The organism is Ensifer sp., assembly GCF_035999185.1.
In the GTDB taxonomy this organism is placed as follows: Bacteria; Pseudomonadota; Alphaproteobacteria; order Rhizobiales; family Rhizobiaceae; genus Ensifer.
This window is the reverse complement of record NZ_DASYHB010000115.1, coordinates 66,118-92,656: the sequence shown is the minus strand read 5'-3', so window position 1 is coordinate 92,656 and position 26,539 is coordinate 66,118. Positions and strand designations below refer to the sequence as shown.

The 26,539-nt window shown below is 63.6% G+C and carries 27 protein-coding genes and 1 riboswitch; of the genes, 18 read left to right on the top strand and 9 right to left on the bottom strand.

The features are described from left to right. Positions 1–177 precede the first annotated feature (177 nt). Positions 178–1,863, top strand: coding sequence for an amidohydrolase family protein (locus tag VGO04_RS14405; protein ID WP_327496638.1), 1,686 nt, complete (start codon positions 178–180; stop codon positions 1,861–1,863). A gap of 18 nt (positions 1,864–1,881) precedes the next feature. Here VGO04_RS14405 and VGO04_RS14400 read toward each other — a convergent pair whose 3' ends face one another. From VGO04_RS14400 to thiO, 4 genes are read right to left on the bottom strand one after another with little or no spacing between them, the layout of a single operon-like run. Beyond that, a complete protein-coding gene (locus tag VGO04_RS14400; protein WP_327496637.1) occupies positions 1,882–2,487 on the bottom strand; it encodes a thiamine phosphate synthase in 606 nt (201 codons plus the stop codon). Continuing rightward, on the bottom strand, positions 2,484–3,257 hold the full coding sequence (locus tag VGO04_RS14395; RefSeq protein WP_327496636.1) for a thiazole synthase: 774 nt from the start codon (positions 3,255–3,257) through the stop codon (positions 2,484–2,486). The genes VGO04_RS14400 and VGO04_RS14395 overlap by 4 nt, the downstream gene beginning before the upstream one ends. 3 nt (positions 3,258–3,260) lie before the next feature. Continuing rightward, positions 3,261–3,458, bottom strand: coding sequence for a sulfur carrier protein ThiS (gene thiS, locus VGO04_RS14390; RefSeq protein ID WP_327496635.1), 198 nt, complete (start codon positions 3,456–3,458; stop codon positions 3,261–3,263). Beyond that, positions 3,449–4,429: a glycine oxidase ThiO gene (gene thiO, locus VGO04_RS14385; RefSeq protein ID WP_327496634.1), complete on the bottom strand. Its 981-nt coding sequence runs from the start codon at positions 4,427–4,429 to the stop codon at positions 3,449–3,451. The genes thiS and thiO overlap by 10 nt, the downstream gene beginning before the upstream one ends. 157 nt (positions 4,430–4,586) lie before the next feature. Continuing rightward, positions 4,587–4,706: riboswitch (TPP riboswitch) on the bottom strand. A gap of 439 nt (positions 4,707–5,145) precedes the next feature. On the opposite strand from thiO, the gene bioB reads away from it, so the two are divergent. From bioB to VGO04_RS14360, 5 genes are read left to right on the top strand one after another with little or no spacing between them, the layout of a single operon-like run. Further along, positions 5,146–6,174, top strand: a complete 1,029-nt coding sequence (bioB, locus tag VGO04_RS14380) for a biotin synthase BioB (protein ID WP_327496633.1) — start codon at positions 5,146–5,148, stop codon at positions 6,172–6,174. After that, positions 6,174–7,316: an 8-amino-7-oxononanoate synthase gene (locus VGO04_RS14375; RefSeq protein WP_327496632.1), complete on the top strand. Its 1,143-nt coding sequence runs from the start codon at positions 6,174–6,176 to the stop codon at positions 7,314–7,316. Before bioB ends, VGO04_RS14375 begins: the two co-directional genes overlap by 1 nt. Then, positions 7,313–7,951 (top strand): dethiobiotin synthase, encoded by a 639-nt coding sequence (gene bioD, locus VGO04_RS14370; RefSeq protein WP_327496631.1) that lies wholly within the window; start codon positions 7,313–7,315, stop codon positions 7,949–7,951. The genes VGO04_RS14375 and bioD overlap by 4 nt, the downstream gene beginning before the upstream one ends. Next, the gene (locus tag VGO04_RS14365) at positions 7,948–9,216 is read left to right on the top strand and encodes an adenosylmethionine--8-amino-7-oxononanoate transaminase (protein WP_327496630.1); all 1,269 of its coding nucleotides are present in this window, start codon (positions 7,948–7,950) and stop codon (positions 9,214–9,216) included. Before bioD ends, VGO04_RS14365 begins: the two co-directional genes overlap by 4 nt. Further along, positions 9,213–10,202, top strand: a complete 990-nt coding sequence (locus VGO04_RS14360) for a beta-ketoacyl-ACP synthase III (protein WP_327496629.1) — start codon at positions 9,213–9,215, stop codon at positions 10,200–10,202. The genes VGO04_RS14365 and VGO04_RS14360 overlap by 4 nt, the downstream gene beginning before the upstream one ends. Before the next feature lie 39 nt (positions 10,203–10,241). Here VGO04_RS14360 and VGO04_RS14355 read toward each other — a convergent pair whose 3' ends face one another. After that, positions 10,242–11,243 carry a LacI family DNA-binding transcriptional regulator gene (locus tag VGO04_RS14355; RefSeq protein ID WP_327496628.1) on the bottom strand — a complete coding sequence of 334 codons (1,002 nt, stop codon included), beginning with the start codon at positions 11,241–11,243 and terminating at the stop codon, positions 10,242–10,244. A gap of 293 nt (positions 11,244–11,536) precedes the next feature. Here VGO04_RS14355 and VGO04_RS14350 point away from each other — a divergent pair, with 293 nt between their 5' ends. The 5 genes from VGO04_RS14350 to VGO04_RS14330 all read left to right on the top strand — a co-directional run bounded on the left by VGO04_RS14350 (position 11,537) and on the right by VGO04_RS14330 (position 16,162). Then, positions 11,537–12,469, top strand: a complete 933-nt coding sequence (locus tag VGO04_RS14350) for a sugar ABC transporter substrate-binding protein (RefSeq protein ID WP_327496627.1) — start codon at positions 11,537–11,539, stop codon at positions 12,467–12,469. Between the two features lie 116 nt (positions 12,470–12,585). Then, complete coding sequence (locus tag VGO04_RS14345) at positions 12,586–14,151, top strand: sugar ABC transporter ATP-binding protein (protein WP_327496626.1); 1,566 nt, start codon at positions 12,586–12,588, stop codon at positions 14,149–14,151. A 1-nt stretch (position 14,152) separates the two neighbouring features. Beyond that, positions 14,153–15,166 carry an ABC transporter permease gene (locus VGO04_RS14340; RefSeq protein WP_414650542.1) on the top strand — a complete coding sequence of 338 codons (1,014 nt, stop codon included), beginning with the start codon at positions 14,153–14,155 and terminating at the stop codon, positions 15,164–15,166. A 148-nt stretch (positions 15,167–15,314) separates the two neighbouring features. Further along, positions 15,315–15,785, top strand: a complete 471-nt coding sequence (locus VGO04_RS14335; protein WP_327496624.1) for an RbsD/FucU family protein — start codon at positions 15,315–15,317, stop codon at positions 15,783–15,785. Positions 15,786–15,952: 167 nt separating this feature from the next. Next, a complete protein-coding gene (locus VGO04_RS14330; protein ID WP_327496623.1) occupies positions 15,953–16,162 on the top strand; it encodes a hypothetical protein in 210 nt (69 codons plus the stop codon). Here VGO04_RS14330 and VGO04_RS14325 read toward each other — a convergent pair. Continuing rightward, a complete protein-coding gene (locus VGO04_RS14325; protein ID WP_327496622.1) occupies positions 16,159–16,848 on the bottom strand; it encodes an NnrU family protein in 690 nt (229 codons plus the stop codon). The two genes, VGO04_RS14330 and VGO04_RS14325, sit on opposite strands and share 4 nt — an antisense overlap. A gap of 102 nt (positions 16,849–16,950) precedes the next feature. Next, positions 16,951–17,850 (bottom strand): LysR substrate-binding domain-containing protein, encoded by a 900-nt coding sequence (locus VGO04_RS14320; RefSeq protein WP_327496621.1) that lies wholly within the window; start codon positions 17,848–17,850, stop codon positions 16,951–16,953. A gap of 43 nt (positions 17,851–17,893) precedes the next feature. On the opposite strand from VGO04_RS14320, the gene VGO04_RS14315 reads away from it, so the two are divergent. The 3 genes from VGO04_RS14315 (at position 17,894) to VGO04_RS14305 (ending at position 19,254) form a co-directional block, all read left to right on the top strand. Next, a complete protein-coding gene (locus tag VGO04_RS14315) occupies positions 17,894–18,151 on the top strand; it encodes a hypothetical protein (protein ID WP_327496620.1) in 258 nt (85 codons plus the stop codon). A gap of 231 nt (positions 18,152–18,382) precedes the next feature. After that, positions 18,383–18,595, top strand: coding sequence for a hypothetical protein (locus VGO04_RS14310; RefSeq protein ID WP_414650541.1), 213 nt, complete (start codon positions 18,383–18,385; stop codon positions 18,593–18,595). Between the two features lie 56 nt (positions 18,596–18,651). Beyond that, positions 18,652–19,254, top strand: coding sequence for a nitroreductase family protein (locus VGO04_RS14305; RefSeq protein ID WP_327496619.1), 603 nt, complete (start codon positions 18,652–18,654; stop codon positions 19,252–19,254). Between the two features lie 56 nt (positions 19,255–19,310). On the opposite strand, the gene VGO04_RS14300 is transcribed toward VGO04_RS14305, so the two are convergent. Next, positions 19,311–19,628, bottom strand: coding sequence for a potassium channel family protein (locus VGO04_RS14300; RefSeq protein ID WP_327496650.1), 318 nt, complete (start codon positions 19,626–19,628; stop codon positions 19,311–19,313). Between the two features lie 263 nt (positions 19,629–19,891). On the opposite strand from VGO04_RS14300, the gene VGO04_RS14295 reads away from it, so the two are divergent. Further along, a complete protein-coding gene (locus VGO04_RS14295; RefSeq protein WP_327496618.1) occupies positions 19,892–21,562 on the top strand; it encodes a SulP family inorganic anion transporter in 1,671 nt (556 codons plus the stop codon). Position 21,563: 1 nt separating this feature from the next. Here the strand turns inward: VGO04_RS14295 and VGO04_RS14290 are convergent, their stop codons facing one another. Then, positions 21,564–21,998 carry a GFA family protein gene (locus VGO04_RS14290; RefSeq protein ID WP_327496617.1) on the bottom strand — a complete coding sequence of 145 codons (435 nt, stop codon included), beginning with the start codon at positions 21,996–21,998 and terminating at the stop codon, positions 21,564–21,566. A 314-nt stretch (positions 21,999–22,312) separates the two neighbouring features. On the opposite strand from VGO04_RS14290, the gene VGO04_RS14285 reads away from it, so the two are divergent. From VGO04_RS14285 to VGO04_RS14275, 3 genes are all read left to right on the top strand, one after another. Further along, the gene (locus VGO04_RS14285) at positions 22,313–22,837 is read left to right on the top strand and encodes an RNA polymerase sigma factor (protein ID WP_327496616.1); all 525 of its coding nucleotides are present in this window, start codon (positions 22,313–22,315) and stop codon (positions 22,835–22,837) included. Further along, entirely contained in the window at positions 22,834–23,829 is a 996-nt protein-coding gene (locus VGO04_RS14280; RefSeq protein WP_327496615.1) for a FecR family protein, read from the top strand. Before VGO04_RS14285 ends, VGO04_RS14280 begins: the two co-directional genes overlap by 4 nt. Before the next feature lie 95 nt (positions 23,830–23,924). Further along, positions 23,925–26,417 (top strand): TonB-dependent receptor, encoded by a 2,493-nt coding sequence (locus VGO04_RS14275; RefSeq protein ID WP_327496614.1) that lies wholly within the window; start codon positions 23,925–23,927, stop codon positions 26,415–26,417. Positions 26,418–26,539: the final 122 nt, after the last annotated feature.

Genomic DNA, 26,539 nt, shown 5'->3' with positions numbered 1-26,539 from the left:
GCGCTATAGCTGAGGGTGGCAGGTAACGCGCAGGGTCATACTTGTTGGTTCCATCACTTAGGTGAAAGTTGCACTGCCTGGAGAGAGTAACAGCAAGTAAATACCTATTCCATAGGGCCGTCGGGCGGAGTAATGTTTTCCCGATTGTTCGAGGGGGTCTCGCGACAGGAGGGGACGATGGGGGTCGACTGGGCTGGTCCGGTTGCCGCCGTGACACGACGCGATGTCTTGCGGCTTGTCTCGGCAGGTGTTGCGGCGAACATGCTCTCAGGATGTCGGGGCAACTGGCCTCCGGCTGCCGCCTGTACGCTTCCCCACCCGGTCATCGATGTCCATTGCCATTTCTTCAACGCAGCCGATGTGCCGGTCGAAGGCCTTGTCCGCTATGTGGCGTTGCGCGAGAAAAGGCTTGATGCCAGGCTCTCCTCGGACCCGATCGAGGCCAAGGGCCTGGAAAATGCCCTGGTGGTCTTTCTCATCACCGCGCTTGGCGACGTCGCGCCGAAAGCCAGGGATGAAATCAGGATTCTCCGGAAGCAGGTGCGGCGGCCATCCGACCAGGAGCTGGATCGGCGCAAGGAAGAGCAACTGCGCACGGCGATCAAGCAATTGGTCGAGCGTGCGCGCGAGCAGCGCTCCACCTTGGCGGCGCGTCGCGGAGGCGATGCGCCTGACCATGACGGACTGCTCAGGCACCTCACAGGCAAGCCCGTTTTACCGCAGACGCTTCAGCGGGGTTCGGTCGATCTGGCCGAAGAGGACATCGATGCCCTGGCGGCTGCCGCCAAGTCCGATGAAAAGATCGGCACCTACCTCTCCTTCGTGCGGTTGATGCAGGACTATCGCGAAGACCTGGCAGAAACCTATGCCCGGATTTTTGCGTCCAGATGCCAGTTCTCGCTGATCACGCCGAGCATCCTCGACTTCGAGAAGTCGATTGGTGGCAGAGCGTCGCCACAACGCGATCAGGTCGACGTCATGGACGAGATCCAGCAGATCGTGATCAGGCAGCACGGCTTTCACATGCACAGCTTTGTCGGCTTCGATCCGCATCGGGAGGTGCAGAGCCCGGGCTCGTCGCTTGCAAACGTCAAATACGCCATCATGGAGAAGGGCTTCATCGGCGTGAAAATCTACCCGCCGATGGGCTTCAAGGCTTGGGGCAATGCCGATCCGGCCTTCGATGCGGCGCTGAAGCGACTTTACGTCTGGTGCCGCGACAACGAGGTGCCGATCATGGCGCATGCGGAAAACAGCATCGGCGCGGGCTGCGGTTTCGGCAATCTGGCAAGCCCGGCCTACTGGAAGAAGCTGCTCGATACCAACCAGTACAACGCCCTGCGGATCAATCTGGCGCATTTCGGCGCCTTCGATGAAGTTCTACGTCCCGGTGCGCCGACCGGCGTGATGGTGTCCTGTGCCGAAGACAAGTTTTCCGGGCCGCCAACCTGGGAAGACATCATCGGGATGACGATCGATCACGAGCGCCGTCCGAACCTCTTTGCGGATCTGAGCTATCTGAGCGAACTGGTCAGCGACCCCGACGCCGAACTTCATGAAAAAATCCGAGCCCTGCTGGATCAATGGTTGCAAACATACGACAAGGAGGCCCGTCATCTGATGTTCGGTACCGACTGGTCGATGATGGCGCTTGAGAAGGATTACAACGCCTATGTCCCGAGGATCGTCGAGGAATTGAGGCTCGCCAAGGTCGGCGAGGAGCAGCAGCAGAATATCCTCTGGCGCAACGCCTCCCGTTTCCTCGGTCTCGACCGGCCGGGCAAGACCCGCGACCGGCTGACGGCCTATTGCCGCAAGCGCAATCTGGATACCACCTGGCTGTCTCGGCTGACGATCGCCTGATGGCGCGCGCCAGGGCTGTTACCGCCAGCGCGCCGTCTTCGCGATCCACTGCCGCGTCCGGCCTTCCGGATCAGCGTTCAACGTGATGTCGGTCACGACGGCGGCGCTATCGGCGCCGTGCTCGAACACGCCGTCGATCCGCTCGATATTGAGCCCGCCGATCGCAACCAGCGGCAGCGGTGCGACGCGTTCGCGCCAGGCCGAAAGGCGGGGCAACCCCTGCGCATCCCATTTCATCTGCTTCAGGATCGTCGGGTAGATGGGGCCGAGCGCAACGTAGTCGGGCTTGGCGGCAAGGGCCGTCTCCAGCTCGGTCTCGTCATGGGTGCTGAGGCCGAGTTTCAGTCCGGCGGCGCGGATCGCGTCGAGGCTTGCGTCCGCGAGATCTTCCTGGCCGAGATGAACGAAATCGCAGCCCTCGTCGATCGCGAGGCGCCAATAGTCGTTGACGATGAGTTGGCAGCCGTGCCGCTCGCAAACCGCCTTTGCCGTGCGGATTTCGCGGCGCAGCCCCGCTTCCGGTCGGTCCTTGATGCGAAGCTGGACAAGCTTGACGCCGAGCGGCACCAGCCGCTCGATCCATTCTGCGCTGTCGACGATGAGGTAGAAGGGGTCGAGTTTCACGCGAACACCGCCTTTCCGATGACGGGGGTGGAGGGAACGGCGAAATCGCGCGGTTCGAGCATGCCGGCCTCGAACGCCTCGCGGCCCGCCTCGACGGCGCGGGCGAAGGCCGAGGCCATCAGGGCAGGCTTAATTGCTCCAGCGACGGCGGTATTCAGCAGAACCGCGTCGAAGCCGAGTTCCATCACCGTCGTCGCGTGCGAGGGACGCCCGATGCCGGCATCGACGATCAGCGGTATGTCGGGGAACTGCGCCCGCATCGTTCGCAGCGCCGGGAGGTTCTGTGGGCCCATGGCGCTGCCGATTGGCGCGCACCAGGGCATCAGCACCTTGCAGCCCGCTTCAACCAGCCGCTCGGCAACGACCAGATCGTCGGTCGTGTAGGGAAAGACGTCGAAACCTTCCGCGCTCAGGATGCGGGCCGCTTCGACGAGCCCGAAAACATCGGGCTGCAACGTGTCGTGATGACCGATGACTTCGAGCTTGATCCAGTTGGTGGCGAAGACTTCGCGCGCCATCTTGGCCGTCAGGACCGCCTCCGACACCGAATGACAGCCGGCCGTGTTTGGCAGGACGTGCACGCCGAGGGCGCGGATCAGTTCGAAGAAGGCGCCGCCCTGGCGCCCGCCGGCGGTTTCGCGCCGCAGCGAAACGGTGACGATTTCCGTCGCCGATGATCGAACGGCGTCTTCGAGCACAGCGGGCGAGGGGTAGCGGGCGGTGCCCAGCAGCAGGCGTGAGCGCAGCTCCTGTCCATAAAGCGTCAGCATGTCTCAGCCTCCTTTCATCGGCGAGAGAATTTCGATCCGATCGCGATCGGTGAGGATATGCGCCGTCCGGTCTGCGCGGTGCACCAACTCGCCGTTGACGGCGGTGGCGAGCCAGTCCCCTTCGAAGTCGAGCTTGGCCAGGAGATCGGCGAGGGTGGTGACGACGAGATCATGATCCTCGCCGTTGACGGTCAGTTGCATGCGGCATCTCCCTTCAGGTCCGAGCCTTGCACAAGGTTGACGGCCTCCTGCGCCAACGCTGGCGAAAGCAGGAAGCCGTGGCGATAGAGCCCGTTGACCGTGATCGTGTTTCCGGCGCGCACGGCGCGCGGCAGGTTGTCGACAAAGGCGGGGCGGATACCGGTGCCGGTCTCGACGAGGCGCGCCTCGCCGAACGAGGGATGCAGGGCATAGGCGGCGTTCAAGAGTTCCATCAGCGAGCGGGCCGTGATCGGGCCGCCATCGTCCGTCTCGATCATGGTGGCGCCGCACATGAAAAGACCGTTACCGCGCGGCACGATGTAGAGCGGAATGCGCGGGTGGATGAACCGCACCGGTCGCGACAGCGCCACGTCGTCGGTCTGAAGGTATAGCATTTCGCCCCTGACGCCCCGCAGGCCGCTGACACTGCCAATGCTGGACGCGCCGGTACAGTCGGCGATCAGGTCAAAAGCGTCATCGTCCACACCAGCCGCGTCAACGAAGCCGACGCCACGTTTGACGAGCTTTTGGCGCAGCGATGCAAGAGCCCGACGCGGGTCGAGATGGGCTTCACCCGGAAAGAACAGCGCCTGCTGGAAGCGTCCGGCGAGCGCCGGCTCCAGCCGCGCGATCTCCTCGGTGTCGAGCCATTCGTAGCCTGTGGTGCGGGCTGCAAAGCGCTTGAGTTCGCCCACGTCTCTCGCCGGGGCGATGACCAGCGTGCCGTTGCGCGAGACTGCGCCCGGAAGCGCACGGTCCCACCAGTCTATGGCGCCGATGCCGCGTGTCAGCACCGTCTCTTCCGCGCTCTCGCGCTCGCACCAGGGCGCGAGCATGCCGCCCGCAAACCAGGAGGCAGTGCCCCTGAAATCCGTGCCTCGCTCGGCAATTGTCACGTCGATGCCGCGGGTGCCCAACTCATGCGCCAGTGTCAGTCCTGCGACGCCGGCGCCTTTGACGAGAACGTGCATCGTCAACGCGTCCGCATGTGGCGCACGGGGTGTCGGCCTGGGGGTGGCGGGGTCGCGATAGGCATGCCGAGGCTCCAAGGTTGGAGACCCAGCTCACGCTGGAAGGGAGGGAAGAACGCCTTGCCGATCCGGGCTCGCACGAGATGCGATGATAGCGGCAGCGATGTCTGCACCGTCCCTACGCCAGTATGAACTGGATCAGGTTCAACGGGTCACTGCGCCGCGCGAACGCCTAGCAGAATCTCAGCCCCTTGTCGGGACACCCCTGGTGAATGCTTCAAACTGAGCGTCCGGATCGGCTCTTGTCAAGGCCCGTATTCTTCGCCCTTGCGTACACGCAGAAACGTCGGGGAAAAATTATCTATAAAACCATCGGGGCGATCAGGTCGCGGCGATGGTCCCGTCGGTCTTTTGCCGGAACAGTGTCTTTGACCCCGGAAATATCCGATAAACGGGCGTGTTTGACGCATTTTTGGCCATGTTTGTGGGCCGTAGCAATTGGGGACGGGGGCTGGTTTCGCTTCGTTCTTCCAGCCAAGCACTGTCCCTTGTTTGTGTGATGCGCGGAGCTCTATGGATAAATATACAATCTGAGATGTGTATTTGTCGCCGTCGACACCTTTTGAGTGCTTGTCTCTTCGCGTCTTGCGAGAAATTATAGATAATATTGGATTCTATCTATATCGCCATCGCGATGGACCAGAGGATGTGCCGAAATGTTGGACGCAACACGATCGACGGACGCTGAGACGACTGACGTTGACCCCACCAAAGTCCGCTGGAATCAGGCGGATGCGAAAAAAATCTATAATCTGCCGTTCAACGACCTCCTGTTCAGGGCCCAGTCCGTCCATCGCGATCACTTCGACCCCAACGCCATACAGATGAGCCGTCTGCTCTCGATCAAGACCGGCGGCTGCGCCGAAGATTGCGGTTATTGCAGCCAGTCGGCGCACTATCCGACCGGGCTGAAGGCTTCGAAACTGATGGAGGTCGAACGGGTTCTGGCTGAAGCGCGGAAAGCCAAGGAAGGCGGTGCGACACGCTACTGCATGGGTGCTGCCTGGCGCAGCCCCAAGGAACGCGACATGGAGGCGATCGTCGCCATGGTTAAGGGCGTGCGGGCGCTGGGCATGGAAACCTGTATGACGCTCGGCATGCTGTCGCCCGGGCAATCCGCGCGACTGGCCGACGCCGGGCTCGATTACTACAACCACAATGTCGATACGTCGGAGCGCTTTTACGGCGAGATCATCACCACCCGCAGCTTTGCCGATCGGCTGGAGACCTTGGCGAACGTCCGCGATGCCGGCATCAAGGTCTGTGCCGGCGGTATCCTCGGCATGGGGGAGAGCGACGACGATCGGATCTCGATGCTGGTGACGCTCGCCAATCTGCCGACGCCGCCCGAAAGCGTTCCGATCAACATGCTGATCCCGATCCCTGGTTCCAAGCTCGCCGATGCGGCGCCGGTCGATCCGATCGATTTCGTGCGCACCATCGCGCTTGCGCGCATCATGATGCCCCGGTCTCATGTCCGTCTTTCGGCCGGTCGCACTGACATGAGCGACGAGATGCAGGCGCTCTGTTTCTTTGCCGGCGCCAATTCGATCTTCGTCGGCGAAACGCTTCTAACCGCCGACAATCCCGGCGAGGATCACGACGCCGCGCTCTTTCGTCGTCTTGGCCTGAGGCCGATGGCTGTTGCTGACGGACACGACGCGGCGCGGGATGCGGCGGAGTGATGGCGGGCCTTCTCGAGTGCTACGAGAAGACGCTTCGCGGCCTTGAGCGGAAAGGGCGCAGCCGTGCCCTCGTCTCGGCCGGCGGTATCGATTTCACCTCCAACGACTATCTGGCGCTTGCCGGCTCGCCGCGCCTGAAAACGGCGATCACAGCGGCAATCGAGCGCGGCGTGCCGGTCGGCTCCGGCGGCTCGCGGCTGCTGCGCGGCAACCATCCGGAGCACGAGGCGCTGGAGGCGGAGGCGGCGGCGTTCTTCGGCGCGGAGCGGGCGCTCTTCTTCGGCAGCGGTTACGCCGCCAATGCCGCGCTGTTTTCGACCTTGCCGCAGCGCGAGGATCTGATCGTCCGTGACGCACTGATCCACGCGAGTGCGCATGAGGGCATGGCGGCAGGCAGGGCCAGCGCGCGCGCCGCAAGGCACAACGACGTGGACGCCTTTGCGGACGCGATCAAGACGTGGCGCGATGCCGGCGGAACCGGGCGCCCGTGGATTGCCGTTGAAAGCCTCTATTCGATGGACGGCGACCGGGCGCCGCTTCGAGAGCTTGCAGCGCTTGCCGACCGGCACGAGGGGTTTCTGGTGGTCGACGAGGCGCATGCGACGGGTGTGGCCGGGCCCGAGGGCCGCGGACTGGCGGTGGAGCTCGAGGGCCGCGACAATGTCGTGGTGCTCCACACCTGCGGCAAGGCGCTCGGCGCCTCCGGCGCCTTTGTGAGCGCCAGCACGGTTCTGTGCGATTACCTCGTCAACCGCGCCCGCAGTTTCATCTATTCGACAGCGCCATCGCCACTCATCGCAGCCGCCGTTCGGGAGGCCCTGGTGATGGTCGCCGACGAACCCCAGCGGCGGGCCAGGTTCGACCGTCTTTGCACCTATGCCAACCGGATGCTTGCCGAAATGCTCGGTGTTGAAGGCAGCGGCTCGCAGATCCTTCCGATCCTGATCGGAGACAATGGAAGGGCCGTCAGGATCGCTGCGCGCCTGCGGGCGGAGGGTTTTGATCTGCGGGCGATCCGGCCTCCGACCGTTCCTGAAGGCACCGCGCGCCTGAGGGTCGCGATCACGCTCAACGTCGATGAGGTGCAGATCGCAGACATGCTGCGACGGCTGAAAAACGCGATGATGGAGGAACGATCATGAGACGGCGTTTTGTGGTCACCGGCACCGACACCGGCATCGGCAAGACGATCTTCTCGGCAGCCCTCACCGATGCCCTTGGCGCCTGTTACTGGAAGCCGGTGCAATCGGGGCTCGACGAGGAAACCGACACCGAGACGGTAGCGCGCCTCGGCCGAATCCCGCCCGCGCGCATCTTGCCGGAAGCTTACCGGTTGAACACGCCCGTCTCACCGCATCTGTCGGCGCGGCGCGATGGCGTCGCAATCCGGCCTGACGATCTATCACCACCCTCTGTCGACCATCCGCTCGTGATCGAGGGGGCCGGCGGTCTTCTTGTGCCGCTCACCGAGCGTACGGTCTTTGCTGACGTCTTCGCCCGCTGGCAATTGCCGGTGGTCCTTTGCGCCCGAAGCGGACTTGGGACGATCAATCACACGCTGCTGTCGCTCGAGGCGCTGCGTTCGCGCGCCATCCCCATCCTCGGCGTCGTCTTCATCGGCGACGAACAGGCGGACACCGAGACGATCATTCCCCAGTTGGGAAGGGTTCGCCGGCTTGGGCGGCTGCCGCGGATCGGACCGCTGACGCCGGATCGTTTGCGGCAGGCTTTCCGCGAAAACTTCGACATTGCCGAATTTCAGGAGGTCCCGGCATGAACAACTCGGCCGTCTGGTATCCCTTCACCCAGCACGCGTTGGAGCCCGCAATGCGCCGCATCGCCAGCACCGAGGGTGCCCATCTCATCGAGGAGGACGGGGAGCGCATCCTCGATGCGATTTCGTCCTGGTGGGTGATCACCCATGGCCACCGCCATCCTGTGATCATGGAGGCGATCCGCTCGGCCACGGAGAGCTACGACCAGGTCATTTTCGCCGAATACACCCACGCGCCTGCGGAAGAGCTTGCCAAGGGGCTGCTCGAGATTGCGCCTGCCGGACTGGCCCACGTCTTTTACTCCGACAGCGGCTCGACTGCGGTCGAAGTCGCGCTGAAGATGGCGCTCGGTTTCTTCCACAACGCCAACCGCCCGCGCCGCCGCATCTGCGTCATGGAGCACGGCTATCACGGCGACACGATCGGCACGATGTCGACGGGCGAAAGAGGCGTCTTCAACGCCGCCTACGCGCCGCTGCTCTTTTCGGTCGATCGCCTGCCGTTCCCGGAGCCCGGTCGCGAGCAGGTAACGCTCGACGCTTTCGAGGCCGCCTGCGACACCGGCGAGGTTGCGGCGTTGCTGATCGAGCCGCTCTTGCTCGGTGCCGGCGGCATGAAGACCTATCCGGCTTCGGTTCTTGCGGCATTGAAACGGATTGCCGAACGGCACGAAACGCTGTTGATCGCCGACGAGGTCATGACCGGCTGGGGGCGCACGGGAAGCCTGTTTGCCTGCGAACAGGCAGGCATTTCACCGGACATTCTCTGCACATCGAAGGGCCTGACCGGCGGCGCCCTGCCACTGGCTGCGACACTCTGCACGCCCGCGATCTTCGAAGCGCATCTGTCGGCGGATCGGCGCAAGACGTTCTTTCATTCCAGCTCCTATACGGCCAATCCGATCGCCTGCGCCGCGGCGCTCGCCAATCTCGCCGTCTGGAACGAGGAGCCGGTGCAGGAACGCATCGAAACGCTTGTCGGAAGGCAAGCGCGGCATCTGGCGCGTTTTTGCGGAGATCCCCGGTTCAGCGGCGTCCGTCATGCCGGGACGGTCACCGCGCTCGATCTCAGGGTTCCAGCAGGCGGCTACCTCTCAGAGGTCGGTCCAAGGCTTCGCGCTTTTTTTCGAAAGCGCCAATTGCTGATCCGTCCACTGGGCAATGTCATCTACCTGATGCCCCCCTATTGCGCCTCGGAAGCGGACCTGGAGCGGGCCTACGACGCCATCGACGAGGCGGCATCTCTGTTTGCGGCGGGGCAGTTGTGAGGGGAGCGCGATCGTCACGCCTGGTGGGCTTCGGCCATGCGGTGCCCGCTCGTCGCGTCGCCAATGCAGAGATCGAGACGACGCTCGGCCTGGAGCCCGGCTGGATCGAGCGGCGCACCGGCATTCGCGAGCGTCGGTGGGTCGAGGATGGCGAGACGTTGAGCGGACTTGCGGCGCGTGCCGCGGCCGCAGCGCTCGATGATGCCGGTGTACCGCGCAGCGATGTCGCCTTGACGCTGCTTGCAACCTCGACGCCCGATCATCTGCTGCCACCGTCCGCACCCCTTCTGGCCCATCGCCTGGGGCTTCCCCGTTCGGGTGCGGTCGATCTTGCCGGCGCCTGTTCGGGGTTTCTCTACGCGCTGGCGCTTGCCGATGGTTTCGTCCGCGTGCAGGGCAGGCCGGTGCTTGTGGTCGCCGCCAATATCTTGAGCCGGCGCATCAATCCGGCGGAGCGGGCAAGCGCCGTGCTTTTTGCCGATGCCGCCGGCGCCGTCGTCATTGCGCCTTCCGACGATCCTGAAACGGGCGTCCTCGGCGTCGATCTCCAGGCCGACGGCAGCCGCTACGATCTGATCTCGATTGCGGCAGGCGGAAGCAGCAAGCCGTTTTCGCCGGGCATGCCGGCTGCGGATTCTCTGATGACCATGCGGGACGGGCGCGAGATGTTCGCGCAGGCGGTGGAGATGATGGTCGCAGGCGCCGTCGGCGCAATGGACGCGGCCGGCTGCACGGCCTCGGACATCAGTCGTTTCGTGCCGCACCAGGCCAATGCCCGGATTTTCGACGCGGTGTCCGATCGTCTCGACATCGAGCCGGCACGAACGGTGCGCACGATTGCTGACTATGGCAATTCGTCCGCGGCAACGATCCCGTTGTCGCTGTCGCTCGCGCATCGGGAAAAGCCGATCGCTGCCGGCGAGAAACTGCTGTTGACGGCGGCAGGAGCCGGCCTCACAGGCGGGGCTGTTGTGCTCGGGTTTTAACGTGTCTTTCCGGCTCGCTCCCCATCGGCGCGCTTGAAGTCAGGGCGCCGATGGTGAAGTGCAGGATCCGCGCCGCATTAGCACCGGCTGCAGCTTGTATTCTTCTTCGAGTGCGTGGCTGCCAAGCACGCCTTCGAGCGCCAGGCGGGCCATCTCGTCGATCGGCTGGCGAATGGTCGTCAGGCGTGGCTGCACCAGCGAGGCAAGCGGAATGTCGTCGAAGCCGACGATCGACAGGTCGTTCGGCACCCGCACGCCCATGTCGCCTGCGGCGCGCAAAAGGCCGATCGCCTGCTGGTCGCTGGAGGTGGCAATCGCCGTCGGTCGGGTGGCGGCGGGTTGCATCAGGAGCTGCTTGCCAAGCTCTTCGCCCGACCGGTAATCGAAGTGGCCCTCGACGATCTGCGGTGCGATGTATTCGCCGCCGTGGGTTTCCCTGAAGGCATCGAGCCGACGAAGAAACCCGTCGCGACGTTCCGATGACACCTCGGTCGTGCCTGGTCCGCTGATGTAGCCGATCCGGCGATGTCCGAGCGAGAGCAGGTGGTCGGCGGCCAGATAGCCGCCCTGCCGGTTGTCGACGGCGACAAGGGCGTGGCCGCTCAAGGGGCGGTCGACGGTAACCGTGCGGGTGCCGATCACAAGATTGTCGACGAGGCTGTTGCTGACCGGAACGAGAATCAGGCCGGCGGGAAGTCGTCCAAGGAGGGTCTCGATCTGCTGTTTTTCCGCCTCCGGGTCGTCGTGGGTGTTGGCCAGCAGAACCGAATAGCCCTCGGCAGAGGCCAGCATCTCCACGTGCTTGGCGAGTTCGGCAAAAAAGGGGTTGGTGATATCAGGAACGACAAGGCCGATGATGTCGGTCTTGGCCAGGCGAAGGCTGCGTCCCAGGATGTTGGGCCGATAACCGATCGCCTCGATCGTCGCTTCCACCTTGGTCCTGATGTCTTCGTTGACCGTCTTGTTTTTGGCAAGCACGCGCGAAACCGTGCCGACGGAGACGCCGGCGCGCTGGGCAACATCCTTGATCGTCGGGTTCAAATGGTTGGCTCCCGGTCTCCCTTGATCAGGTGATGCTCAAATTCGCACGCCCGATCAAGGTCTTACAGTCTTGGTCGCGCGATCATCAGTTAAGTGCCGCCCAGCCAGTTAAATCAGAGAATGCCGCGAACCGGTAGCGCCTGCCAGCACAATTTTCCGGACGATGAAACGTTTCATGTTGACAATGATGTTATGTTTCGTTCTTCTAACGCTTGAAGCGGCTGTCGCGTGAACTCGCGATGAAACGTTTCATTGATGGTTGGAGGACCATCTTTTCACTCGGAGGAAAACCCATGAAACTTTCACGATTCGCATCGATTCTCGCGCTCACCGTCGCAACCGCCCTGCCGACGATCGCGCTCGCCGCCGACAAGCCCGTTGTAGGCCTCGTCATGAAGTCACTGGCCAACGACTTCTTCAAGAACATGCTCGAAGGTGCCGAGGCGCATGCCAAGAAGCGCGGCGACTACGAGCTCAAGGCCATCGGTATGCAGAACGAGACCGATTTCGAAAGCCAGCTGAACGGTGTCGAGAACTTCATCACGCAAGGGGTCGACGCGATCGTGATTGCGCCGGCCGACAGTCGCGCCATGGTCGCACCGCTGAAGAAGGCGATGGACGCCGGCATCGTTGTCGTCAACTTTGACGTCTCGCTCGACGAGCAGGCGAAGAAGGATGCGGGTATCGATCTCGCCTTCGTCGGACCGGACAACCGCGGCGGCGCCAAGCTGGTCGGCGATGCGCTCGCCAAGGACCTCGGCGCCGGCGGCAAGGTCGTGATCCTTGAAGGCAATCCGGGCGCCGACAACGCCGCCCAGCGCAAGCTCGGCTTCGAGGACGCGATTGCCGCGGGCAAGCTTGACCTCATCGATTCCCGCACGGCCCATTGGGAGACCGAGGAGGCCAACGCCGTGTTCTCGACGATGTTGACGGCGCATCCCGACATTCAAGGCGTGCTCGCCGCCAATGACTCCATGGCGATCGGCGTGGTCAAGGCGCTCGACGCGGCCGGCCGCAGCGATATCAAGGTTGTCGGCTTCGACAACGTGCCCGCGGTTGCGCCGATGCTGAAGGACGGCAAGCTTCTGGCGACCGTCGATCAGTTCGGCTCGGAGATGGCGGCCAACGCCATCGACAAGGCGCTTGCCGTGGTTGCCGGCGGCCCCAAGCTTGAAGGCTGGGTCAAGACCGACATCAAGCTCGTGACCAAGGACGATGTGAAGTAGGCTCTGGATCGCCTGTACCGCACCGGGTTCGCCCCGGTGCGGCTTGACAAGGAATGCAATTGGAGGAGCCGGAGGACAGGCTCAGTCCGATCTGCGCGATTTCAAAGGGCCTGATCATGAAGAATGCGCAAACCGTGGGTGCGCAGACGGCCGGTGTCTCGACGCCGCCGGTTCTGGAGCTGCACGATGTCAAGAAATCCTTCGGAGGCACCAGGGCGCTGAACGGCGTCAGCCTTTCCGTTCAACCGGGCGAAGTGCACGGGCTGATCGGCGAGAACGGGGCTGGCAAGTCGACCCTGATCAAGGTTCTCTGCGGCATCGTTCGCCCGGACGAGGGCGTCATCAACCTGGCCGGCCGCGCCTACGCGCCGTCAACACCGCGCGATGCCAAGGCCAACGGCCTGCAGGTGGTGCACCAGGAGTTCAACCTGCTGCCCTATCTGTCGGTAGCCGAAAACATCTTTATCGAGCATCTGCCGCGCAACGCGTTCGGCGTCGTCAAGCGGCAGGAGATGCATGCGGGCGCACGCGCAGCACTCGACGCCATCGGGCTCAGCGACATCGACGTGCGCTGGCCGGTCGAGCGGCTGGGCATCGCCCACCGCCAGCTGGTCGAGGTCGCCCGCGCATTGATGACGGAGAGCCGCATCCTCATCCTCGATGAGCCGACGGCAACGCTGACGTCGCGAGAAACCGAGCGGCTGTTTGCGATTGTAAACGACCTTCGCAGCCGCGGCGTCTCGATCATCTTCGTTTCCCACCACCTCGACGAGGTCTTCCGCATCTGCGACCGGGTGACGGTGCTGCGCAACGGCGAGACCGTGTATTCGCGCCCGATCGCCGAGACCAGCCAGGACGACCTGGTGCGCGCGATGGTCGGTCGGAAGTTGCAGCAGCAGATGGCAAGCGAAGTGGTCTCGCTCGCGCGGCCCGAGGAAGCGCTTTCGCTTGTCAACTTCCGCCATCCGCAATCGCCCCATGCCGAAGGCATATCGTTGCAATTGCACAAGGGCGAAATCCTCGGGATCGCCGGCCTCGTGGGCTCCGGGCGCACCGAGCTTCTGCGGGCGATCGCGGCGGCCGAACTGCCGCTTTCAGGCGCGCTGCACCTCGAAGGTACCCCTGTTTCCTTCCGATCGCCGCGCGCGGCGATCAATGCCGGCATCGGTTTCGTCACCGAAGACCGCAAGGAGGAGGGGCTGATCCTCAACATGCCGATTTCTGCCAACGTCACGCTCGCGTCGCTTTCCGACGTGTCTCGAGCCGGCATCCTCGACAAGAAAGCCGAGATCGCGGTGACCGAGAGGCTCGGCGCCGAACTCAAGTTGAAATACGGCGGCCCGGGCAAGAATGCCGCTACACTTTCGGGCGGCAACCAGCAGAAGGTGGTGCTCGCCAAATGGCTGGCGCGCAATCCGAAGGTACTTTTGCTCGACGAGCCGACCCGCGGCGTCGACGTCGGCGCCAAGGCCGAGATCTATGCGCTGATCCGCCAGTTCGCCGAACGCGGTCTCGCGCTGCTGATCGTCTCCTCCGAGCTGCCGGAGCTGATGACGCTTTCGGATCGCATCCTCGTCATGTCGCAGCACCGCGTCGTCGGCGAACTGTCGCGACCGGAATTCTCCGAAGAACGCATTCTCCAATACGCCTACCAGGGCGAGCAGCAACAGGCGAGGCCGTAAGATGCAAGCACTCGAAAACACACAAGCGAGCGAAACGGCCAAACCTAGCCGGCCATCGGGCTGGTCGCCGAAGATGCTGTTGCGCGACACCGGTATCGGCCTGGCGCTGCTGCTTTTGATCGTCTTCTTTTCGGTCTCGACCGAGCACTTCCTGACGGCCAACAACATCTCCAACATCCTGACGCAGATCACCATCAACCTGATCCTGGCCGTCGGCATGACCTTCGTCATCCTGATCGGCGGCATCGATCTCTCGGTCGGCTCCATGCTCGCCTTCTGCGCCGTCGTCGGCGGCACGGTGCTGACGATCCCCGATCTCTCGGTGTTCCAGGCGGTGGTGCTGGCGACGCTCGCGGCCGTCGGCACCGGCGTCGTCTGCGGCTTCCTCAATGGCTGGATCAGCGCCTTCTGGGGGCTGCCCTCCTTCATCGTCACGCTCGGCATGCTCAACATTGCGCGCGGCGCCGCACTTCAGGTCACGGATGCACGCACGATCTATTCCTTCCCGCCGAGCTTCAACGCCTTCGGGTCTGAGATGATCTTCGGCATTCCCGTGGTCTTCCTGATCGCGCTGGTGCTGGTGGCGATCGCCTGGTTTATCCTGTCGAAGACGGTGTTCGGCCGGCTGCTCTACGGCATCGGCAACAATGAGGAGGCCGTGCGCCTCGCTGGCCACTCGCTGATGTTCTACAAGGTGGCGGCCTTTACCATTGCTGGTGCGCTCGTCGGCATCGCCGCAATGGTCTACATGGCGCGCCTCAACATCGCGAGCCCGATCATCGGCATCGGCTTCGAACTCAACGCGATCGCTGCCGTCATCATCGGCGGCACCAGCCTCAATGGCGGCCGCGGTACTGTCATCGGCACGCTGCTCGGTGCCTGCATCACCGGGGTGCTCGCCAATGGCCTCATCCTCTTCGGCCTCAGCGACTTCATGCGCCAGATGATCACCGGCGTCGTCATCATCCTCGCCGTCATCATCGACAAGTATCGCGAGCGGCTGACGGGCGTTTAGCACCGGGAGCCAAGAGCGGGCGGCTTTGCCGCCCACTCCCTCGACAAGAAACGATCAAACGGACACGGCAGGGGCGACAACCCTGCCGGCATCGTGGATCTGCGCCTGGATCTAGAGACGCAGAGGCAATCCCAGGAAGGACACTCTGATGCTCAAAAACATCGATCCGGCGCTCAGTGCCGACGTGTTGCATGCGCTGCGCTCCATGGGGCACGGCGACCGCATCGCGCTCGTGGACGCAAATTTTCCGGCCGAGACGATCGCCCGCCACACGCGGCTCGGCCTGCCGCTCTCCATTGCCAATGTCTCGGCAGCGCGCGCCGCCAGAGCCATACTCTCCGTGATGCCGCTCGACACGCCGCTGCAGCCTTCGGCCGCACGCATGGCCCCGAACGGAAAGGCGGGCGAGTTGCCGGACGTCCAGCGTGAGGTCCAGGCTGAGATCACCCGCGCCGAAGGCGAGGCGCCGCAGATGTATGCCATCGAGCGTTTTGCGTTCTACGAGGAGGCGAAGCGCGCCTATTGCATCATTGTCACGGGCGAACTGCGCCTCTATGGCTGCTTCCTGTTCACCAAGGGCGTTGTGCCGCCTGCCGGCCAATGGGGTGAGACTGTCTGAGAGCGCATGCCGACAGCGCATTGTGATGTCGGTTCAATCGTGCTTGCGCCAGCAAGGAATACCGCTACCGCGCCTTGGTCGGCGCGACAGCGGTTGCTGGCGAGCTTGGCCGGTCCCGCCACTGTTGCTGCCGCAGAGGCGGGTTGGTGGTTGCAAAGATGTAGCGGGTGCCGCCGTTTCTGGCGGCCGAACCGATCTGCGGTGGACGGCTCAGGCCCGTGCTCGTCGATTGTCCCATGACCGAACAGCAGCTCAGCCTGCTCTATCCGCACCATCGCCACCCCTCGAGCATCGTGCGCGCCTATCTCGATTTTTGTCAGAATCACGCGCGACGGTATGTCGATCCGGCGACCGGTGGCTCGGCGCCGACCCGTTAAAAGGCGGTCGCCTGAACGAGCGGGTCGACGCCGAAGAGGGACTGATGCCCGCCGAAAAGAAGGAGCGCGGTGATGGCCGCCGTCGCAAGCGCCGCGACGATCATCGCCGGGTCGATGCGCAGGGCGGCTTCGCCCTTGGCGATCGCAGCCAAGGGCCACACGGAGGTCCCCTTCAAAGCCTCTGACCAGTTGTCGCCGAGGCGTCGTCGCGCGCGCTTCTCCAGCATCAAAAACCCGCCGATCGAAAACAGTGCGAAACCGCCAAAGAGGACCGCCGAGCGCACGTCGCCGTTCGCCACGATGTGACCAGTGGCCCAGATGAGGAAACCCCAAAGCACCGGGTGGCGGGTAATCGCGACGATGGCGCCTGGACGGTCGTCCGCCTTGTGCAGCGAGATGGAACGAGCATTCCGGCTGAAGAGGCCGGCGAGCACAAGGAAGATCCCGAGCGGGGCAAACAGCAACGTTACCCAGGCCTGCCAGGCGGCCGGTTGCCAGAGCGCAATGAAGTCAAGCTGCAGCGCCGCGTCAAAGACGAAACCGAGTGCGACCAACGACAGGAGCGAGTAGATGGCGAAATAGGCGGCGCGCCCGAGCCTGTCGATCAGGCCCTGCCGCAGGGCCGGCCAGGCCGGGACGAGATGGAGGATCAGGAAAACGGCAAAGGCAAAGAGGAAGTAGCTCATGTCGATCGTCTCGCAACCGGCGCCAAAGCGAACGCGTGCGTCCCTTATCGAGGATCATCGGCTCACGTTGAAACGTCCCAAAACGCCGCGCGACGCTTCGCCTCATCGCGTCGCCGCGGCCAGCTCGCCAAGGATCCACTGTCGGAAGGCGCCGACCTTCGGCGAGTTTCGCCGCGTCTCCGGATAGACCAGCCAGTAGGCCTGGTTGTCGGTGCACAGGAGATCGAAGGGTTGGACCAGGCGGCCGTCCGCCAGTTCTTGTGCGAAGAAGGCGGGTGTCAGAATGGCAACGCCCTGGCCGGCGGCTGCCGCATTGCCCTCATAAACCTGCGCGCCCATGCTGTTGCCCGGCCGGCTTGCAAGTCCTTCCACCGACACATTCGCCGTCTCGAACCACTTCGCCCACCAGGGGTCGGAGGTGTCGAGTAGCGGCAGGCGCAACAGGTCGGCCGGTTCCTTCACCCCGCCAATGCTCGCTGCGAGCGACGGGCTGAGCATCGGGGTGAAGTCGGCTTCGATCAGCCGGTGCGCGACGAGGCCCGGCCAGTCGCCCAAGCCGGAGCGAATGCCGATATCGACCTCTTCGCGGGTAAAGTCGACCAGATGGGGTTCCGTCTGGAGACGGACGGCCAGTGACGGGTGGGCGATCTGGAACGATCCGAGACGCCGCGCCAGCCAGTTGGAGGCAAAGGTGGCGATCGTGCTGATGACGAGCGTTCCCTGGGCGCCGCCGCGTGCCGTGACATAGGCTTCGCTGATCTGCTCGAAGGCCTGCGTGATCGCAGGCGCCAGCCGCTGGCCAATCTCGGTCAGCGCGATCTGGCGCGGCCGGCGCAAAAACAAGGGAGCGCCAACCCGGTCCTCGAGCACCTTGATCTGATAGCTGACCGCGGCCTGGGTCATGCCGAGTTCTCCGGCCGCCTTGGTGAAACTTCCGTGCCGGGCCACGGCCTCGAAAACGCGTATCGCCGTCAGGGGCGGGAGCGGAAGTGTCTTATGCATTAATTGGCCTTATGCATGATGCGCGATATTCGATTGGAAGGTGATGCTGTTCATCGCCATTTTCAAGGTCCGCCCATCAGGCGGATTGATGAAGAGGATGACAGCTATGACCACCATTCAAGTCCGCAGTTTTTCGTCGGCACATGACTTTTCCGCGCGTTCGTGGCTGGCGTTTCTGTTTGCTCGCAAGCGCCGGGGCGCCGATGTCGTCGACATCAGGGATGTTTCGGATCACTTGCAGCGCGATATGGGTTTCCTCGATGGAAACCGGCCCACGCGGAAGGGCTTCCGGTCCGAATGACCTGTTTTCCCGGGCGGGCCTCCCATCGCCCGGGATCACCTCCGTGCCATGCCATGGCCGGGACCAATGTGGAGCGGTTTTTCGCCTCACGCTTACTCTTTGGGTCAGAATTCCTTTAATCTACTATTTAAGTGGATAATCTCGACAGGACTCGGCTCGACGCCGGGCCGGCGGTCAAGAACTGCCATGCGGTCGCCCAGTCGCGGCGGCTGCTGCGAGATGAGGTCTGATATGAGCATGTTACGGCAATATGAGCGCTTGAGCGCAATCCGCGAGGTCCTGCAGGGCAGGCTGGAACTTCACGAAGCGCGTGACTGCTTCGGTTTCGACGAAATTGAGGATGGCACGACGAACGAGCTCAAGGACCGTATCGCCGAACTCTCCGACGAGATATCGACGTTGCGAAGCCGCTGCGATCGGTACGAGAGCATCAACCGCCTTTGACCAATCTGTCTGTTGCCAAATGACGGCACGGTGCCGTCGATGAATGGAAGTTCCCCATGACATTGCATGTGAATTCACGGATCGCCGATCACGCGATCAACCCGCTCTTCCTCGAACGCTGGTCGCCTCGCGCCTATACAGGCGCAGAGATCTCGCAAGCCGAGTTGTTCGAGATCCTCGAGGCGGCGCGCTGGGCTCCGTCGGCCTACAACGCTCAGCCCTGGCATTTCGTCTATGCACGACGCGGCCAGGCGGGCTGGGACAAGCTGCTTGGGCTCTTGAACGAGTTCAACCGCAGCTGGGCGAAAGATGCCTCGGCCCTCATTTTCGTGCTGTCGAAGACTTCGCTTCTGCCGCCGGGCGCGACCGAAGAAGTACCCTCCTACACCCATTCCTTCGACGCCGGTGCCGCCTGGGGCGCACTCGCCCTGCAGGCGGCGCATTCCGGCTGGCAGGCCCATGGCATGGCCGGCCTCGACTATGACCGCGCCCGCGCCGAACTTGAGGTCCCGGAAAACTTTCGCATCGAGGCGGCCGTCGCGATCGGCCGGCTCGGCGACAAGACGCAGCTTCCCGAAGGCTTGCAGCAGCGCGAACAGCCGAGCCCGCGCAAGGCCCTGACAGAGATCGTTTCCGAAGGCCGGTTCGTGGCGAGCTGAGTTATCGTTCGATGATGGGGGGGGCGGGCGACAAAGGGCCGTCCGCTTCTCTGTCGTCAGCGCTCGTCCGGGTCGTCCCTGCTGGTCGCGTTCAGCGCCTGTACGCTGACGGCCGCAACGAGGCCGGTAAGCACGATGCCGCAGAGGCCGATGACGAGGGCCAGCAGCCGGGCGCTCAGGTGCTTGGGGGTCAGGTCGCCGTAGCCGATGGTCAGCCCGGTGACGAAGGTGAAGTAAAGCGCCTCGTCGAGCCGCCAGTCCTCGATGCGCCCGATGACGAACCCGGACCCGGCCATCACAAGGAGGATTGCCGAGAAGATCGGCCACAACAGGTTGAGCTGTTCGTAGAGCTTGTAGAAGAAGCGGCGCCGCATGCGCTTCGAATAGGCCCTAGTGTTTTTCACCCCCACGCAAACCTCCCCTTTCGCCGGATATGAGAGCCATGCATGCCGGCCAGCATAGCGGCAACTTGGTCAGGCAGCCAGCGGTAGGCTGGCCAAGTTCTCGCGGCTCGTCAGCACCCGGCAGCCGCGAACGAGGCGTTGGCTGACGGCGCATGAACACCGCTTGCAAGGGCTCGGACCCGATGTTATCGCTTATGATAACTTCATGATATTTCTACCGGAGAACCGTCCGGATGGCATCGAACGAACACCCGTTTGTCAATGTCGATCGCGCGCCCGCCGCGGGCCTGCGGCTGGACGTCGTTGCGGGGCTGACGGCCGCCGCCGTGGTTCTGCCGAAGGCCATGGCCTACGCCACGGTCGCCGGTCTTCCGGTCAGTGTCGGCCTCTACACCGCCTTCGTGCCGATGATCGTCTACGCGCTTCTCGGCACGTCCAAAGTCCTCAGCGTTTCGTCGACGACCACCCTTGCGATCCTTGCCGGCACGCAACTCGGGCTTGCGGTGCCGGATGGTGACCCCGGCAAGCTGATCACGGCCACCGCGACGCTTGCCGCCCTGACCGGCGCGCTTTTGATGCTGGCGTCGGTGCTTCGTTTCGGCTTTGTCGCCAATTTCATATCGTCGCCGGTGTTGATCGGTTTCAAGGCCGGCATCGGCCTCGTCATCGTGCTTGATCAGGTGCCGAAGCTGCTCGGCATCCACATCGCCAAGGAAGGCTTCTTTCGCGATATCCTCGCAATCGTCGGCCACCTCTCCGACACATCCGTGCTGACCCTTGCGATCGGCGCCGTGGCGCTCATCGCCCTTCTGGCGCTGGAGCGGCTCTGGCCGCATTCGCCGGCGCCGCTGCTTGCGGTGGCCGCCGGCATCGCGCTTTCGTGGTTCGCCGGTCTGGAGGCGCTCGGGGTCGCAACCGTCGGCTTCATCCCGCGCTCGCTCCCCTCGATCACGCTCCCAAGCCTCAGTCTGGCGCAGGAGCTTCTTCCGGGCGCGCTCGGGATTGCGCTGATGAGCTTTACGGAAACGATTGCCGCCGGCCGCGCCTTCGCCGCTCCGTCCGATCCGCCGATCAGGCCCAATCGCGAATTGCTGGCGACCGGGGCCGCCAATCTTGCCGGCGGGCTCTTCGGCGCCATGAGCGCCGGCGGCGGTACGTCGCAGACGGCGGTCGTGCGCGCTGTCGGTGGGCACTCGCAGGTGGCGTCGCTGGTCACGGCCGCGGCTGCCGCAGCCACCATGCTGGTGCTGGCACCGCTGCTTGGCCTGTTGCCGCAGGCGGTCCTTGCAGCGATCGTCATCGTCTATTCCGTCGGCCTCATCAAACCCGCGGATTTCTGGTCGGTTCGCAAGGTCCGGCGGATGGAGTTCCAATGGGCGCTCGCCGCCTTCCTCGGCGTGCTCTTCTTCGGCACCCTCCAGGGCATCATCGTCGCGATCATCCTGTCCTTCATCGGGCTCGCGCGCCAGGCCGCGTCGGCGAAGGTCTATGTGGTCGGCCGCAAGCGCGGGACCGACCGGCTGCGGCCGCAGTCGCCGGAGCATCCGAACGACGAAACCTTCGAGGGCCTCCTGATCCTCAGACCGGAGGGGCGCCTGTTCTTCGCCAATGCCCAGCAGGTCGCAGACCAGGCCCAGGCGCTCGTCGCTCAACAAAAGCCGCGGGTTCTCGTGCTCGACATGAGCCGTGTCTTCGACATCGAATACTCCGCCCTACAGATGATGATGGAGGGGGAACGCCGTATCCGCGAGCGCGGCGTCAGCGTCTGGCTGGCCGAGCTCAATCCGGACGTGCTGGCCTATGTGCGTGCCTCCGGCTTTGCCGACCAGCTCGGCCCTGACCGTCTGTTCGTCAATACGCGCACCGCCCTGCAACGCTATCTGGCAAGCACGGCTCCGGGCTGATTTACTCGGCGATCATTTCTCCCGTTCCGCCAAAGGCCGGCGGGAAGTCGCGATACTTGGGCAGGCCGTCCTTCATCGGCAGCACCGTCTCCTGGTAGTTGACATGCAGCATGGCTTTGAAGGGAAGCTGCGGCAGCATCGCCGCATAAACGTCGGTCACGCCCCAGAGCGGATGCTCGTTGAGAACATGCCCGCCACAGGCCTTGCACCATTTGCGCACGCTGGTTGCGGTCTTTTGATAGCCGATGAGGTTGTCGGCGCCCTTGACGATCTTCACTTTCTCCGGCGGCCATAGCGTGAAGGCATTGACCGGCCCCGCAGACCAGCTGCGGCAGGAGGAGCAGTGGCAATAGCCCATGGCGGCCGGGTCGCCGCTCACTTCGATTTCGACTGCGCCGCAGAAGCACTTTCCGTGGTAGCTACCGTTCGCTGCCATGATTTCCTCCTTCCGGTTCGTCCTGTCCGCAGGTCAGTCCCGTGCGGATGACCGGTGTGATTGGCGTCTCAGCGTGTCACTCCTGTTCTCGATGTCAACGCATCCTTTCGGGCGGCAGAACCGCCCAAGCGGTACCGAACTGTGTTGTCATCGAGACCGGGTAGAGGTGCGCCGAAAATAAAGATGAGTATTTTTATCATATTTATTGTGCGCGCCGAAAGGACGCGCTAATGAACGCCGGCGCCGGCACATCCGCGCGCCCTGTTCGTCCCACCTCGCTCCGCCGGCGGTTCCGATCGGCCCTGAAAAAAACCATGCCAAAGAAATCAGCTTCGCATTTGATGCTCGACGACGCGATCGTGGCCTACTACGACGAGCTGTGCGCGATGACGCGGCGGCGTGGTCACCAGCCGGCAACGGCAAACGACGTTGTCCACGAACTCTATGTTCGACTGGTCGATCGGCGCACCTCGCTCGAGGGCAAATCCTCGCTGCGGGCGTTTCTGCGCCGTGCCTGCGCCAATCTCGGCATTGACTGGCTGCGTCGCGATCGCTTCGAGCTTAAGCTTTTCTCCGGCAGCGAAAAAGAGGCCCTGGCGGTTGCAAGCGAAATCGCCGCGCCTGACGCCAACATCGATCTCCGCCGTCGGCTGTCGATCCTGAAAGTGGCGATCATGGAGATGTCGCTGCAGCGACGCCGCGTATTTCTCGCAAGCCGCATCGGCAACCTCACTTCGGACGAGATCGCCGTGCGCATCGGTATTAGCCGCAACATGGTCGACCGGCACCTGCGCAAGGCCTATCTGCATTGCCTCGATCGGCTGGAGGAGGTGTTGTGACGGCGCGCAGCGGACGGCATGCGTCAACCGGTGATACGCCTCAGCACGATCGCACCACGCGCGAAAAGCGGCTGCGCGAGCAGGCGGTGGACTGGCTGGTCCGGCTGAAGGGAGACCCTGACGACGAAGAGCTCAGGTCTGCCTTCGAACGGTGGCGCGCGGAAGACCCCGCGCATGCCGAGATCTTCGCGCGCGTTCAAAGGGCGATCGGCGATGTGTCGTTGCTGATCCGGCGCGAACCGGAGTTCGCGCAAAGGGCGGTGAAGGCAGCCGGACCCCGGCGCAAGACCGTGGCATCGCTTGCAGCCATCGCCGTTGCCGGAGCCGGTTTGTTTGTTGCGCTCGACGGTCCGATGCGGATGCGGGCCGACGTTATTGCCGGCACGGGCGAAAGGCCAATCTTCATGCTCGACGACGGTTCGACGTTGCAGCTCAACGCCCAATCGGCCGTCGCCTATCGGTTTTCCTCGGGCGAGCGGCGGATCGTGCTGTTGCGTGGCGAGGCGTTCGTCAAGGTCGCAGCCGACAAGGACAGGCCCTTTGTCATGGAAGCCGGAGGCGGAACAACGACTGCGCTTGGCACGGCATTCGACGTTAACCTGACCGACGACGGTGCCAGCGTCACCGTGCTTGAGCACGCGGTGTCGGTTGCGACCGATGCGGCAACGCCACCGCGCCGCGTCGAGGTCAACGAGCAGCTGGATTACACACACGATGGCCGGCTCGGCGATATCAGGCCGGTCGACCCGTTTCTGGCTGCGTCCTGGAGGCAAGGACGCCTCGTCTTCGAGGAGCGCACGATCACGTCCATCGTCGAGGAAATCGGGCGCTACGTTCCCGGCAAGATCCTGATCGCCGATGCCTCTGTCGGTGCGAGACGGGTGTCGGGCAGCTTCGACCTCTCCGATCCCATCGGGACATTGCAGGGTCTCGCCGAGGCTTTCGATGTCGAGGTCACCCGGATCGGCCCCTACGTGACGATCCTTCGTTAAAAAAATCAACACGGGGGTGTCCCTGAAGAGGCGCCCCGTTCGTCCAGCAACCAGACCCCGGCCGTTTCGGCCATCTCTCACTGTCTGGGACCATCATGCCATATTCGAATGCGACCGGCGGACGCCGCCTCTCCGGAATTCTCAACCTGTTGATGACGGGTACGGTTCTTGCCTTCACGGCCACCGCAGCGCTTGCCCAGGATGCATCGCTGCATCGGGTCGATGTGCCCTCGGGCAAGTTGACAACGGCCGTGAACCGCCTGGCCGCGCAGCTCAAGCTGCAGGTGGTGTTCGATAGCTCGGTCGCCTCAGGTATCAGCACGAATGGTGTTTCCGGTGAAATGGCCGCAGACGAGGCGCTGTCGCGCCTGTTGAGCGGAACGGGTGTCCGCTATCGTTTTGTCGATGGCTCGACAGTGAAGCTCATGGGCGCCGTCGAAGCCGCGGCACCGGTAGAAGGGGATGGCACGAAGCTGGCGCCGATCGTCGCTCGTGACGATGCCAGACGAAGCGACCGCGCGCCGAACGTCGCAATTCTTGACGCCGAGGACATCGAAAAGGCGCAGGCGTCGAGCCTTCCGGAATTGCTGCAGAAGACGCCCGGCGTGTCCCTGGGCGGTGGCGTGCGCCTCGAAGGGCAGACGATCGCCATCCGCGGGTTCGCCAGACAGTCGGACGTGCGCATCATCCTCGATGGCGCCCCGAAGAATTTCGAGAAATACGACCAGGGCACCGTCTTCATCGAGCCCGAACTGCTCAAGCGCGTCGAGATCGAAAAGGGCGCGACATCCGTGCGCTACGGCAATGGCGGCTTCGGCGGCACCGTGCTGATGGAAACAAAGGATGCGGCCGACATGCTCAGGCCGGGCGAGGAATGGGGCGTCTGGGCCAAGTCCGGTTTCCAGAGCGCCAACAAGCAGTTTCTGGAAACCGGCGCGCTTTACGGGAAGTCGGATTTCGGCGGCCCCATCACCTATGACGGCCTCCTGGCGGGGACGTGGCGCAAGAGCGACGACATGCGCGTTGGTGGTGGCGAGGTCTACAACTATTCAAATTCCAAGCTGACCAGCCTGCTTGCCAATGTCGGCGCGGAATATGACGGCCACGAGATCAGGGGCACGCTCGCCTACGGTCAGAACGATAACTGGGGGCCGGTCGCAGCCATCCGCGGCCAGTCGGCGCCGTCGGACTACAGCATCACCACCTACGGCTACAAGGAGGCGATGCGCCGGCTTCTCACCTGGCGCGAGATCGAGGATTTCACCTCGACGCTGACTTACAGCTATGCCGGCGACAGCGACCTCGTGAACTACCGCATGATGGCGAGCTTCTCGTCGACCAGCCAGCACGCCACGCGCCCCAACATCCCCGGGCTCAGCCCGAGCGCATCCGTCGGCGGCTACGAAAACGACGCCGCCTACACCGACATCAAGTTCGAAGCGGAAAACACATCCAACTTCTCGCTCGGCGGCCTGTCGCACAGCCTCAATTACGGCGTGCAGTATCTCGACCATGACCGCGACATCTGGATGTACGACATCGCCAACCGCACCCAGGCGCAATACAACTACGGTTACTACGCCCCTTGGTTCATGCCGGAAGGCACGCAGAAGACCTTTGCGGCTTTCGTCCGCGACCGGATCGAGCTGACGGATACCGTAACGGTGACCCCGGGCCTGCGCTATGACCACGTGCGTTCCAAGGGGGTGCCGAACGACGCACCGCGCTTCAACAACCCGCTGGCCGGACACGATTATTCCGCCGTCACGCATCAAGGCGTGACGCCGGCGATCAGCCTCTCGTGGGAAGCAACACCAGAGGTGCGGTTCTTTGCCGACTGGGCCTATGCGATGCGGGTACCCAACATCGACGAGCTCTACTCGACCCAGAGCGTGATCACCAAGGCGTCGGGCACCAGCCGCGGGCTGGAGGTCGAACGCAACAGCACCTTCAACATCGGCGTCGACCTGAGCTTCGACAACGTGCTGGCGACCGACGACCTTCTGTCGACGCGCATCTCGGCCTACAACAACCACGTTTCCAACCCGGTCACACGCCGGTTCGGCACCGTCAACCTCGCCGGCGTCACCGGCAACGTGCCGTTCTACTGGAACACGCCGTCTTACGACATCCGCGGCATCGAACTGCAATCGCATTACGAGACCGAACGCTTGTTCGGTGACCTCGGCGTGTCCTGGATGACGGGCGAGCGCACCGGCGCCGTCAACAACATCTGGGGTCCCGACACCTACATCAACGATCTCGCGCCCTTGACGGTCATCGCCACCGCCGGGATCAAGGTCCCGGATCGGGATCTCGCCTTTGGCTGGACGGGAACCTTCGTCGACGACCAGAACCGCACGCCCTACAACCAGGACGGAAAGAGCTATGCCCGCCCGCCGAGTGCCGGCTACGCGGTGCACGGGCTCTTCCTGGACTGGACGCCGACCTCGGGCTTCATGGAGGGCGGCGAAGTGCATCTGGCCGTCGACAACATCTTCGACAAATACTACGAGCCCTATCTCAGCGACGGAATCTCGGCGATGCCGGGCCGAAACTTCAAGATCGCGATCAGCCGGAAGTTCTAAACGGATGCGAACCGGACCGGCCCGCTTGCGGGCCGGTCAAATGGCGCAAGGCGCCGAAATCCTTTGTTGCCGCGTCGGTGCGGGAGCCGCATGCAAAGTTGCGCACAATCCCTCTCGTTGTT